General features: G+C 61.1%; 12 protein-coding genes. 7 read left to right on the top strand and 5 right to left on the bottom strand.

From position 1 onward, the window contains the following. Nucleotides 1-57: 57 nt before the first annotated feature. Together AKJ29_RS13145 and AKJ29_RS13140 are read right to left on the bottom strand one after the other, a co-directional pair. Nucleotides 58-1,263, bottom strand: coding sequence for a DegT/DnrJ/EryC1/StrS family aminotransferase (locus AKJ29_RS13145; RefSeq protein ID WP_055191548.1), 1,206 nt, complete (start codon nt 1,261-1,263; stop codon nt 58-60). 37 nt (nt 1,264-1,300) lie between these two features. Further along, complete coding sequence (locus AKJ29_RS13140) at nt 1,301-1,990, bottom strand: HAD-IA family hydrolase (protein ID WP_055192453.1); 690 nt, start codon at nt 1,988-1,990, stop codon at nt 1,301-1,303. A 178-nt stretch (nt 1,991-2,168) separates the two neighbouring features. Here AKJ29_RS13140 and glmU point away from each other — a divergent pair, with 178 nt between their 5' ends. Genes glmU through AKJ29_RS13120 form a run of 4 tightly spaced genes read left to right on the top strand, consistent with a single transcriptional unit; the run spans nt 2,169 to nt 6,691 of the window. After that, entirely contained in the window at nt 2,169-3,524 is a 1,356-nt protein-coding gene (glmU, locus tag AKJ29_RS13135; protein ID WP_139231357.1) for a bifunctional UDP-N-acetylglucosamine diphosphorylase/glucosamine-1-phosphate N-acetyltransferase GlmU, read from the top strand. Nucleotide 3,525: 1 nt separating this feature from the next. Beyond that, entirely contained in the window at nt 3,526-5,346 is a 1,821-nt protein-coding gene (gene glmS, locus AKJ29_RS13130; protein WP_055191544.1) for a glutamine--fructose-6-phosphate transaminase (isomerizing), read from the top strand. 29 nt (nt 5,347-5,375) lie between these two features. After that, complete coding sequence (locus AKJ29_RS13125) at nt 5,376-5,924, top strand: pyridoxamine 5'-phosphate oxidase family protein (protein ID WP_055191542.1); 549 nt, start codon at nt 5,376-5,378, stop codon at nt 5,922-5,924. Beyond that, entirely contained in the window at nt 5,921-6,691 is a 771-nt protein-coding gene (locus AKJ29_RS13120) for a DNA alkylation repair protein (protein ID WP_055191540.1), read from the top strand. Before AKJ29_RS13125 ends, AKJ29_RS13120 begins: the two co-directional genes overlap by 4 nt. Before the next feature lie 44 nt (nt 6,692-6,735). Here AKJ29_RS13120 and AKJ29_RS13115 read toward each other — a convergent pair whose 3' ends face one another. Both AKJ29_RS13115 and AKJ29_RS13110 read right to left on the bottom strand, forming a co-directional pair. Continuing rightward, the gene (locus tag AKJ29_RS13115) at nt 6,736-8,373 is read right to left on the bottom strand and encodes an AMP-binding protein (protein WP_235477567.1); all 1,638 of its coding nucleotides are present in this window, start codon (nt 8,371-8,373) and stop codon (nt 6,736-6,738) included. Further along, on the bottom strand, nt 8,373-8,696 hold the full coding sequence (locus tag AKJ29_RS13110) for a D-galactarate dehydratase (protein WP_235477565.1): 324 nt from the start codon (nt 8,694-8,696) through the stop codon (nt 8,373-8,375). The genes AKJ29_RS13115 and AKJ29_RS13110 overlap by 1 nt, the downstream gene beginning before the upstream one ends. Before the next feature lie 249 nt (nt 8,697-8,945). On the opposite strand from AKJ29_RS13110, the gene moaA reads away from it, so the two are divergent. The 3 genes from moaA to AKJ29_RS13095 all read left to right on the top strand — a co-directional run bounded on the left by moaA (nt 8,946) and on the right by AKJ29_RS13095 (nt 11,095). Continuing rightward, nucleotides 8,946-9,989, top strand: a complete 1,044-nt coding sequence (moaA, locus tag AKJ29_RS13105) for a GTP 3',8-cyclase MoaA (RefSeq protein ID WP_409360033.1) — start codon at nt 8,946-8,948, stop codon at nt 9,987-9,989. 143 nt (nt 9,990-10,132) lie between these two features. Further along, the gene (locus AKJ29_RS13100) at nt 10,133-10,573 is read left to right on the top strand and encodes a hypothetical protein (protein ID WP_152972460.1); all 441 of its coding nucleotides are present in this window, start codon (nt 10,133-10,135) and stop codon (nt 10,571-10,573) included. A 3-nt stretch (nt 10,574-10,576) separates the two neighbouring features. Next, nucleotides 10,577-11,095, top strand: coding sequence for a pepsin/retropepsin-like aspartic protease family protein (locus tag AKJ29_RS13095; RefSeq protein WP_139231355.1), 519 nt, complete (start codon nt 10,577-10,579; stop codon nt 11,093-11,095). A gap of 181 nt (nt 11,096-11,276) precedes the next feature. Here AKJ29_RS13095 and AKJ29_RS13090 read toward each other — a convergent pair whose 3' ends face one another. Continuing rightward, complete coding sequence (locus tag AKJ29_RS13090) at nt 11,277-12,440, bottom strand: M20 aminoacylase family protein (protein ID WP_055191532.1); 1,164 nt, start codon at nt 12,438-12,440, stop codon at nt 11,277-11,279. Between the last annotated feature and the right edge of the window lie 23 nt (nt 12,441-12,463).

The raw sequence follows: 12,463 nt of genomic DNA, 5'->3' as shown, positions 1-12,463 counted from the left end.
GAAACGACGCGCCCCCAGACGCTGGGCGGGTCTGCCGTCAATCGGCAACAGAGGAGGTTATGGCGCCCGGTTCTGAGACGCAGCGGCCACTTCGTCGCGGATGATCCGCACGATCTGAGCGCAATCATCAAGGCTGAAAGTCAGCGGCAGGCGCAGATCCAAGACCGCCTTCAGGATCCGGTCCGTCCGCGGCAGGCGGGGCGGATCTGCATATCGCCAGCTGTCATATCGGCTGGTGAAGCCCGTAGGCTCTTCGCCGCCGAACCATTTCAGTTCAACACCGCGCGCCGCACAGCGCATTACCACGCCCTCCACCTTTTCTGCCGCCCAATCCAACAGCAGGAACTGGAAGGACGACATGACATAGTCTTCCGCGTCAGGGCGTTCAATCAGCGTCAGTCCGGGCGTGTCCGCCAGCCCCGCCTCCACCGCACGATACCGGGCATTCCACCCTGCACATTGACCCTCCAGCCTAGCGAGCTGAGGCCGCAGGATCGCCGCGCGAAGGTTGTCCATACGACCAGAGATATTCGGGGTAAGATATTTGATTTCGGCAAAGGCCTCGGGCGGCGGGGCGGCCAGATGTCGTTCATAAAGCATGTAAGATCCCGACAGGATCGTGGCCCGTGCCATCAGGTCAGGATCATCCGAAATCAACAGCCCGCCTTCCCCGGAATTCAGATGCTTGTAGGTCTGGGTCGAATAGGCGGCCATCGCCCCATGCCGCCCGGACAGAACTCCGTTCCAGCGCGCGCCCATCGTGTGGGCGCAATCCTCGATCACCACCACCCCGGCCGCATTGCAAAGCGCCATTAACCGGTCCATGTCGCAGATATGCCCGCGCATATGGCTGAGCAGCAGAACTTTGGCCTGAGGCAGTTTTGCCTCCAGATCCTCCAGATCAATCGTCAGCGCCTCGGTGACCTCGACAAAAACGGGCCGTGCCCCCAGTGACGCGATGGCCCCAGGGACCGGAGCCAGGGTAAAGGCGTTGGTCAGCACCGCCTCCCCCGGCTGCACCCCCACGGCACGCAAAGCGGTTGCGATGGCATAGCCGCCCGACGACACGGCCAGCGCATATTTCGCCCCCATTGCGGCGGCAAATTCCTGCTCCAGAAGCGCGGTTTGCGACAGTTCCCCCTCGGCGACGTTATAGCGATGCAGGCGCCCGTGGCGCAGCACCTCAAGCGCGGCGGCAACCGCATCGTCGGGGATCGGTTCCTGCTGGGTAAAATTTCCGGAAAAGATCTCTTGTTCAGTCATATGCGCGCCCTTTCCCCAAACCACCCGACCCTTACCGTCACACCGTGACCGGCTGGCCAATCAGCCAGGCGACAATGTCGTCCAGATGATCGAAATGGTCCAGCATCGCTTCGGGGGCAAGCCGCGACACGCCCTGCCCTTCCGGACCGAAGCCCACCAGGATGCAGGGCACGCCGGCTGCGCGCGCCGTTTCCCGGTCGGTCATGGTATCCCCGATGATCAGCGACGCCTCAACGCGGCCACCAGCCTGTTCGACCGATGCCACATAGGGTGCGGGGTCTGGTTTGCGGGTGGGCAGAGTGTCTGCACCGATCAGCGACGTGAACAGGTCCCGGATCCCCAGTCGCACCAGCAGAAGATCGGCCAGCCCCTCGGGCTTGTTGGTGCAGATCCCCACCGCATAGCCCTGCGCGCGCAACCGTTTCACCGCCGCCACCGCACCGGGGTAAAGCCGGGTATGCCGGTCGATCCCGATACGGTAATGGTCCAGCAGGTTGGGAAACTCGCGCTCCACATGGGGGTCGCGCTGCGAAACATCCCCATGCCCCAACCGCTCGAACCCCAGATGCAGCATCGCGCGCCCTCCGTGAAAGGCGGTCAGGGCATCCGCCACCGGATCAAGCGGCTGCCCCAGCCCCAGCGCCTGAAAGCAGGCATTGGCCGCGGCGATCAGATCGCCGGATGTGTCCGCCAGCGTCCCATCAAGATCGAAGATAACAGTCTGCATCTGCCCCTCTTTTCTGCGGTGATCGGGTTTCGGCAAAAACACGCCAGTTGCGGCGTCGATATGGCCCGATGTGTAATCCATGGTAAAGTTAAGTGAACCTAGCCCTCTTGCGGGCGCTTACCCAAGAGGTAAAACGGGACCAACGGATTTAAAAGAGCAGATCACCATGACCACACCCTTGCCCACCGCCCTGATCCTGCTGGCCGCAGGACGCGGCACACGGATGAAATCGGACCTTCCCAAAGTGTTGCACGAGGTGGGCAATGCGCCGCTGTTTGCCCATGCGCTGGCCTCGGGCCGTGATCTGGCGGCAGAGCGCACGGTGATGGTGGTGGGCCATGGGGCCGATCTGGTCAGGAAAGCCGCCCATGAGATCGACCCCGACATCACGCTGGCCGTTCAGGAAGACCAGCTTGGCACCGGCCATGCCGTGTTGCAGGCCCGCGAAGCACTGGCTGGCTTTGAAGGTGACGCGATTGTCCTCTATGGTGATACGCCTTTCATTCGCCCGGAGACGCTTCAGGCCATGGCCGACGCGCGCCAGAACGGCGCGGATGTGGTGGTGCTTGGCTTTGAGGCAGCTGATCCCGGCCGCTATGGGCGTCTGGTTGTGGAAAACAAAACCTTGACCCGCATTGTCGAATTCAAAGATGCCAATGACACGGAACGCGCCATAACGCTTTGCAACAGCGGTGTGGTTGCGGCGGACGCCCAGACCCTGTTTTCGCTGATTGACGGCGTGGGCAACGACAATGCGTCGGGCGAGTATTACCTGACGGACATTGTGGAAATCGCCAATAGGCGGGGATTGCGGGCCGTGGCCGTCACCTGTGACGAGGCGGAAACGCTCGGCATCAACTCCCGCGCGGAACTGGCTGCCGCCGAAGAGCTGTTTCAGACCCGCCGCCGCGCAGAGGTGCTGGAGGACGGGGTGACACTTCAGGCCCCAAAAACCGTGTTCTTCTCACTCGACACCGTGGTGGGACGCGATGCCTTCATTGAACCGAATGTCTATTTCGGCCCGGAGGTGACCGTGGAAAGCGGTGCACGGCTGCGGGCCTTCAGCCATTTCGAAGGCTGCCACGTCTCCACCGGCGCCATCGTCGGCCCTTATGCGCGGCTGCGCCCGGGGGCCGAGCTTGCCAATGGCGCCAAGATCGGCAATTTCGTGGAAATCAAGAATGCGCAGATCGGCGAAGGGGCCAAGGTCAACCACCTGTCTTACGTGGGGGACGCATCCGTCGGGGACGAGGCAAACCTGGGTGCGGGCACCGTCACCTGCAACTATGATGGCGTGATGAAACACCACACCCATATCGGCAAACGCGCCTTTATCGGCTCGGACACGATGCTGGTGGCCCCGGTTCGTGTGGGGGATGAGGCGATGACAGCGTCAGGTTCGATCATCACCCGGGACGTGCCAGACGGGGCGCTGGCGATTGCGCGGGCGGATCAGCAGATCAAACCGGGCCTTGCGGTGAAACTGTTCAAGAAACTCAAGGCGCTCAAGGCGCGCAAACGGGAAGGCAAGTAACATGTGCGGAATTGTAGGAGTTCTTGGCAATCACGAAGCCGCCCCGATCCTGGTCGAAGCGCTGAAGCGGCTGGAATATCGCGGCTATGACAGTGCGGGTATTGCAACGGTAAACGACGAGGGGGCTCTGGCCCGTCGTCGCACCGTGGGCAAACTGGTGAACCTGTCGGACCATCTGGTGCATCATCCTCTGGCTGGAAAATCCGGCATTGGCCACACCCGCTGGGCCACCCATGGCGCCCCGACCACCGACAATGCCCACCCCCATCGCGCGGGCACCGTGGCGGTGGTCCATAACGGGATCATCGAGAACTTCCGCGAACTGCGCGAGGAACTCGCCGCTGAAGGGATCCATTTCTGCACGGAGACCGATACCGAAACTGTCGCCCTGATGACCCAAAGCCGGATCGACAAAGGGGCCAGCCCGGTTGACGCCGTGCGCGCCACGCTGGCCCGGCTGGAGGGTGCCTTTGCCCTCTGCTTCCTGTTTGAGGGCCATGACAACCTGATGATCGCCGCGCGCAAGGGCAGCCCGCTGGCCATCGGCCATGGGGATGGTGAGATGTTTGTCGGGTCAGATGCCATTGCGCTGGCCCCGATGACCAACCGGGTTACCTATCTGGAAGAAGGCGACTGGGCTGTGATCACCCGCGCAGGCGCCGAGATCTTCGACGCGGAAAACCGCCAGACCAACCGCCCAATGAAACAGGTCCGGATGGATGCAACCATGGCCGAAAAAGGCGGCTACAAACACTATATGGCCAAGGAAATCGCCCAGCAGCCCACCGTGGTTGGTGAGGTTATTTCGGCCTACGTGACAAATGGCCAGATTACCATGGAGCTTGAGGGGGTGGATTTCGCCGCCATCGACCGGCTGTCAATTGTCGCCTGCGGCACGGCCTATTATGCTGGCCTGACCGCAAAATACTGGTTCGAGCACTATGCCCGCCTGCCCGTGGACATCGACGTGGCGTCCGAATTCCGTTACCGCGAAGCCCCGTTCAGCCCACGCACGGCGGCGCTGTTTGTCAGCCAATCCGGTGAAACCGCCGATACGCTGGCGGCCCTGCGCTATGCCAAGGGCAAGGCCGATCATATCCTCAGCCTGATCAATATGCCCGAAAGCTCGATTGCGCGCGAAAGTGACGTGGCGGTGGAAATCCACGCCGGTGTCGAAGTCTCAGTCGCCTCGACAAAAGCCTTCACCGCACAGCTGACCTGCTTTGCCCTGATGGCCCTGAAAGCGGCCCATGCGCGTGGACATCTGAGCGCGGACGGGCTTGCCGCCAAGCTGGCGGAGCTGCGCCAGCTGCCCGGCCTCATGTCCGCCGCCCTGTCGATTGATGAGGAGACCCGCAGGATCTCCTCCAAGCTGGCCGAAGCGCGGGATGTGCTGTTTCTGGGACGCGGCCAGATGTTCCCCCTGGCCCTGGAAGGCGCGCTGAAACTCAAGGAAATCAGCTATATCCATGCAGAAGGTTATGCCTCGGGTGAGCTGAAACACGGCCCGATTGCGCTTGTGGATCAGCACACGCCGATCGTGGTGATGGCCCCCCATGACGGTCTTTTCGACAAGACCGTGTCGAACATGCAAGAGGTGATGGCCCGTGGTGGCCGGGTGCTTCTGGTCTCAGACGCGCGCGCGGCCCAAAGCTCGGGCGATGGCGTCTGGAACGCAATCACCATGCCCGAAGCGCCCGAACTTCTGCAACCGATCCTTTATGCGATCCCCGCGCAGCTGCTGGCCTATCACACCGCTATTGCCAAAGGCACCGATGTGGATCAGCCGCGCAATCTTGCCAAATCCGTAACGGTGGAGTAACGCCGCCGATCAATCCCGAAAGGATCCCCATGGCCAAGCAGTTTGACCGGATCGACGACAGCCACCGCAGCTTCATCGAAGCGCAGCCGATGTTTTTCACAGGCACAGCCGCGCCGGACGGGCGGGTCAATGTCTCGCCCAAGGGGATGGACAGTCTGCGCGTTCTGGGACCAAACCGGATCCTCTGGCTGAATTACACCGGGTCGGGAAATGAAACCGCCGGACATCTGCGCGCCGCAAACCGGATGACCGTGATGTGGTGCAGTTTTGCAGCGCGCCCGCTGATCCTGCGCGCCTATGGCACGGCGCGGGCCATCCACCCGCGCGACACGGATTGGGCAGAGCAGGCTGCCCTGTTTGGGACCCCGTTTGGCGCACGCCAGATTTATGACATGCATGTCGAACTGGTGCAGACCTCCTGCGGCTATGCGGTGCCCGAGATGGAGTTGACCCGCCAGCGCGACACGCTTATCACCGCGCTTCACGCCAAGGGGGAGGATCTGACCCCCTATTGGTCCGAGAAGAACACCACCACAATTGACGGAATGCCCACCGGTATTCTGGGAGATGACAAATGATCCTTGAGGATGCCCTGAATGCCATGCGCGCCCAAGCCGACCCGCAACGGGCGGTCGAAAGCGCAGCCTATCACAAGCAGACGCGCGAGGTGCTGGGCGTTTCAAATCCTGTGCTGAACGATCTGACCAAAACCTGGCGTCAGGCGCTGAGCGTAGAGGAGCGCGTGACGCTTGCAGACGCACTTTGGAACAGCAATATTTTCGAAGCCCGGATTGCTGCTGCCAAGCTGCTGACACAGGCGCGTATCCGCCCCGATCAGGCCGTATGGGACCTGATCCAGAGCTGGGTGCCACAGTTTGACAGCTGGGCCATTGCCGATCACGCCTGCATGGCGGGGCAAAAACGCCTGGTGGCGGACCCGTCCCGCCTGAACGAGGTCGAGGAGTGGGTGCGCGCGGCCCCCTGGCCCGACACGCTCTGGATCCGGCGTGCAGCCCTCGTGATCACCCTGCCCTGGACCAAACAGAACCACCCCAAACCCGAAGAAGAGGCCGCCCGTGAGCGCATCCTGGGATGGGTCGCAGAATGTGCCACGCTGAAACACGGGGCCATGCAAAAGGCGGTGGCCTGGTGGCTGCGCGACCTGTCGAAACATGACGCCCCCCGCGTGCGCACTTTTTTGATGGAGCACGGGCCGATCATGAAACCCTTTGCGGTGAAAGAAGCCGGGCGCCATATCGGCTTTACGGTCGCGGACCTGCCGGAACCTGCCCCGGAACCCACCATTACGCCGGACCTTTCAGACGAAAGCTCCGCGCAGGAATAAAGCCCTGTGAAAAAATAGAAAAGCCGGGGAATGTTCCCCGGCCCTCATCGCAGTTCTCGGCGCATGATCTTCCCGGTGGCGGTCATGGGCAGGTTTGTGACAAATTCCACCAGCCGCGGCGCCACATGCGGGCTGATCCGTGCCTTGACCAGTTCCACCAGCTCGTCATCCTTACCAGCCGGGTCCACCCCATCGCGCAATACAACCACCGCCTTGACCACCTCCGTGCGCAGCGGATCCGGCACCCCAACCACAGCCGCCATCACCACGTCAGGATGTGCCATCAGGCAGTTTTCAATTTCGGACGGGCCAATCCGATAACCTGCCGAGGTGATCACGTCATCATCGCGCGAGGCAAAGGTGAAATAGCCCTCGCCATCCCGTGTCGCCAGATCCCCCGTGCGCATCCAGGGCCCGATGAATTTCTGCTCCGTCTTTTCCGGCAGGTTCCAATAGCGCAGAAACATGACCGGGTCCGGTGCGCGCACGGCAATTTCGCCCATTTCCCCCGGTGCACATTCGCGCCCGCTGGCATCCAGAACCGTCACCTCATGCCCCGGAATGGCCTGCCCCATCGCCCCCGGCTTGACCTGCATCGCCCCCGCTACGGAGGAAATCACAAGGTTGCATTCGGTCTGGCCGTAAAACTCGTTCAGTTCGACCCCCAGCACATCACGCGCCCAGCCAAGCAGTTCCGCCCCGAGGCTCTCACCGCCTGTTCCGATCGAGCGGATATGCACCCCGTCAGGCGGGGCCTCGGACTGGCGCATCAGTTTCAGCGCTGTTGGCGGCAGGAACAGGTTGCGGATCTTGTGATCAGCGATCATCCGATAGGCCACACCCGCATCGAATTTACGCATCCTGTGACTGACAATCGGCACGCCGAAATAAAGAAACGGGATGGCCAGATCCATCAGCCCACCAATCCAGGCCCAGTCCGCCGGGGTCCAGCCCTTGTCGCCCGGTTGCGGGAAATCGGGATTGAATGTCTCGACGCAGGGCAGATGCCCCAGCAAGAAGCGATGCGCATGCAGCACCCCTTTTGGGGGGCCGGTGGTGCCCGAAGTGTAGATCATCAGCGCAGGATCTTCCGCCAGCGTGTGCTCTCGCTCCGTCAAGGGGGACGCCTTGGTGATCTCAGCATGGAAATCCAGCACGTCACCGCCCGCGCCATCCACCAAGAACACCTGCTCCAACCCCGGCAACCCGGCGCGGATCTCCGTGATTTTCGTAAGGTTTGCACGGTCCGTCACCACCACCTTTGCACCGCTGTCCGACAGGCGATAGGCCAGCGCATCCGCGCCGAACAACGTAAAGAGTGGCAAGATCACCGCGCCGATTTTATAGGCGGCAAAATGGCTGATCAGCACATCAGGCCCCTGCCCCAAAAGCACCGCAACCCGATCTCCTTTCTGCACGCCCGACGCCCTGAGCACAGTGGCGAAACGATCAGAAAGCGCGCTCAACTGGCCATAGGTCCAGTCCTGCACCTGCCCATCCTGCGCCACATGGCTCAGCGCCACGCGGGTGGGATCAATTGCGGCCCAACTGTCGCAACAGCGTTCGGCAATGTTGAAATACTCGGGAATGTCCCAGCGAAACGCTGCACGCATCTCGTCCCATTGGCCCCAGCCGGTCACGGTTTTCCGCGCCCGCCCTTCGGCCAGCCAAGTCTGATCCATCACAGGTCTGACACCTCAACCTCATGTAGCCCCGCAAGAGGAAGGTCCAGCAGGCGCAGCGCCGACAGGGAAAGCCGACTGCCGCTTCCCGCAGGTCCGGGGATCGGGCGCAACTCCACCTTGACCGTGCGCCCGGTCTGCTTGGACGTCACCCGCCCCTCCTGCACCGATTTCACCAGTGGCGTTTCCAGCCAGAACCCCGGCTGAGCAACATCCCCCAGCGTGGCGATTGTGCTGCCCAACCGGGCATTGGACACGGGGGCGGCGGCCACGGCTTCTTGCCGGTCCTCATTGCTGGCCGTGTCAAATTGTTCAACAGTCACAGCCCCTTGAGGCGGAGGCGGCAAATCCGCAACAGCCCCAGCCTCGGATGAATTTGCATCCGAAACCGGGGGGGCTGGCGGGGTTTGCTTCACCTCAAACTCAGCACAACCAGATAAAATCAACACAAAAGCGGGTATGGAAATCAACTGTTTCATACTGCAAAGCGTGACGCAAAATTGATCGTGGATCAATGGGGATTTGCCTGTCCAACCCTTGCATCCCCCAAGGCCCAAGCATAGGGTCACGCCATGAAAACGCCGAACGACATGACCACCTCGCCTTCCTCCGATGCGCCGCGTCTGGTTGATCCCTTTCAGCGACCGGTCACCTATCTGCGCCTGTCCGTGACCGACCGTTGTGATTTCCGCTGCACCTACTGCATGTCTGAACACATGACCTTCCTGCCGAAAAAGGACCTGCTGACCCTGGAAGAGCTGGACCGGATCTGCACCGCTTTCATCGGGCTGGGGGTGACAAAGCTGCGCATCACTGGGGGCGAACCCCTGGTGCGCCGGGGCATCATGGAGTTTTTCCGCGCCATGTCACGCCACCAGGACAGCGGCGCCCTGAAGGAACTCACCCTCACCACCAACGGATCACAACTACATCGTTTCGCGGACGAGCTTTACGCCTGTGGTGTGCGCCGCGTGAATGTTTCTCTCGATACGCTGGACGAAGACAAATTCGCCAAAATCACCCGGTGGGGCCGGCTGCCACAGGTCTTGCGCGGCATTGACGCGGCCCAGAAGGCCGGGCTGCGCGTGAAAATCAACGCCGTGGCGGTGAAAGATTTCAACCAGGAAGAACTGTTCGACCTGACCCGCTTCTGCGCCGAACGCGATATGGACCTGACCTTTATCGAAGTGATGCCGATGGGGGACATGGATGAGGTCGCCCGCTTGGGCCAGTTCTGGTCCCTCACCGATCTGCGCAACGAATTGGCCACCCGCTACACACTCACCGATCTGGGTGACAACACCGGCGGCCCGGCGCGCTATATGCGGCTGGAGGAAACCGGGCAGAAGGTGGGCCTCATTCAACCGCTCAGCCATAATTTCTGCGAAAGCTGCAACCGCGTCAGGATGAGCTGCACCGGGCAGCTTTATACCTGCCTTGGCCATGACGGCATGACCGACCTGCGCGCGCCCCTTCGGGCGAACGAGGACGATGACCACCTGATCGAAGCGATCCACGCCGCCATCGCCCGCAAACCCAAAGGGCATGATTTTGACTACTCTCGCCAGACCGTCAGCGGTCAGACCCGACGACATATGAGCCACACTGGCGGATGATTGGGTTTTTCAAGATAAAACCACTTGAACGGGATTAGGGGTTCCGTTTTTTACGCATCGTAAAGCAGTTTTATGAGGTATCAATACTTAAGAAACTTTGCCCTTTGGCCGCCATCATCGCCCTTGCAGCCTGCCAATCCCCGATGGAAATCACCTCCGAACCGGTCAATGCTGGTTTCAAGACATCCGCCGGCCAAGAGCGTCTGGCACATGGGACCAGTATTGTTGAGGTCCGCAGCTATAATCTGGTGGATGACAAGCCCGTCGAATTTGCAGGCGCAAGCTGTGTGGTCGAATCAGATGAGCTGTTCGCCAAGGTGATCACGCCCGCAAAACTGGTCGTGCCCTCCTTCAAACAGCGCAAAGCACTGGAAAACCGCGGGGCCCCCAGTGCGCTGATCGCAACCTGTTCGGCAAATGGAAAAACCGCAGTTGCGCAGACCGTCGCGAACCAGAAACAGGCCAGTGTGGCAACGGGTGCCGGCCTTGCGGGCGCTTTGATCACCGCCGCTGTCACCACCGCAATCGCATCATCCACCCCCTGGCGGTATTCGGCACCGCTGAAAGCAACGTTTGTGGAGTGAGTGATGACAGCCATGTGGATCTACCCGGTGGCTTTTGCGGCCGCGATTGCGCTTTCAGGATGCCAGAACCTCAACGAGATTGACGCCGAGGATCAGTCGGCAACGGTCCGGAACACCGAGGGGCTGCAGCCCTTGCAGCGCTATCCGCTGACCATTCGCACCTTCAAGGCGGTATCGGAAAAGAAGAAACAGGAAGTGACCGGTCTCAGCTGCACCTTGTCCTCGCGTCAGCTTCAGGCCTCTCTCGTGACGCCGGGGCGAGTACGCGTGCCTGCCTTCGCGGCAGGAAAGCGGTTCAAGGATGGTGGAAAACCGTCCCCAATCACGGTGACATGCCAAGGGGGAGGGTTGAAAGGCCAACAAACCTTTGAAGCGGTTCAACCCCGGGCCGGTGGCAGCTCCTCCACCACCACCTATGCCTCTAATGGGTCCGCACAGACCATCAGCACTATGGGGCTTGATCTGGGACTCTCCTCCTCATTTCCATGGGGGTTCACATCGATTAATCTGATCGTCGAGTAACCCGCAAAGAGATGAAAAGAGCCGCCCTTGGGCGGCTCTTTTTTGGGTATGGCAGGCAGGATAGGGATGCCGCTAGAGCGCGTCGTGTTCATTCGCATTCACGCGACCCACTCTTACGTCTTGATTTCGCATGTCCGAGGAGCGCAAAACCGGCACCCACTTTTGCGCGACATGCTCTCGTTCACCCAATCGGCATTCGCCGTTCAGCAATCTCCGCCCACCACGAACAGCCCGCCGGGATGGCTTCATCATTGAAGTTATATTCCGGGTGATGCACGGCGGCGGTGTCACCATTGCCCACGAGGATATAGGCCCCCGGGCGTTCCTCCAGCATAAAGGCGAAGTCTTCGCCGCCCATCACCAAGGGCGCTTCGTCGCAATCACCTGCCACGGCACGGGCCACATCGGCGGCAAAGGCGGTTTGGTCTTCGTGGTTCACCATCACCGGGTAGTTGCGGTCATACTCCACCGTCGCCACGCCGCCAAAAGTCGCCGCGACCCCTTCGCAAATCTCGGTAATCCGCGCCTGGGCCAGATCGCGCACCTCTTCGGACAGGGTGCGCGTTGTGCCTTTGATGACAACCCGTTGCGGGATGACGTTAAAGGCGGTGGAGGAGGTTTCGAACGAGGTCACAGAGACCACCAACTGATCTACTGGGTTGGCATTGCGCGCGGCCACCGTCTGCAATGCCAGCACCGCCTGCGCGGCCATCACGGTTGTATCTACCGTTGTGTGCGGTTTGGCGGCATGTCCGCCTTTGCCCTCAAACGTCACGGTCCACATATCCGTGGCGGCGAAAAATGCGCCGGGGCGGATGGCAAACTCGCCCAACGGCTGCCCGGGCCAATTGTGCATGCCGTACACTTCTTGGATGCCGAAACGGTCCATCATCCCGTCGTCACACATTTCCTTGCCACCCCCGCCGCCTTCTTCGGCGGGCTGGAAAATCACCACAACAGTCCCGTCAAAACTCCGTGTCTCCGCAAGGTATTTCGCCGCCCCCAACAGCATCGCCGTGTGCCCATCATGGCCACAGGCATGCATCGCGCCATCCGTCTTCGACGCATAGTCCAGCCCAGTTTGTTCATGGATCGGCAACGCATCCATATCGGCCCGCAGCCCAATCACCTTTCCAGATCCGGTCTTGCGCCCCTTGATGACCCCAACCACACCGGTGCGACCAATGCCCGTGACCACCTCGTCGCAGCCGAATTCCGCCAGCTTATCCGCCACGATCTGCGCTGTGCGATGGGTGTCGAACAGGATCTCGGGATGGGCATGAAAATCACGTCGCCAGGCGGTGATTTCACCCTGTAACTCGGCAAATCTGTTCTTGATGGGCATATCGCCGTCCTTTCCGGCCCGCT

The organism is Aliiroseovarius crassostreae, assembly GCF_001307765.1.
GTDB lineage: Bacteria > Pseudomonadota > Alphaproteobacteria > Rhodobacterales > Rhodobacteraceae > Aliiroseovarius > Aliiroseovarius crassostreae.
This window is presented reverse-complemented; position numbering and strand designations above follow the sequence as displayed.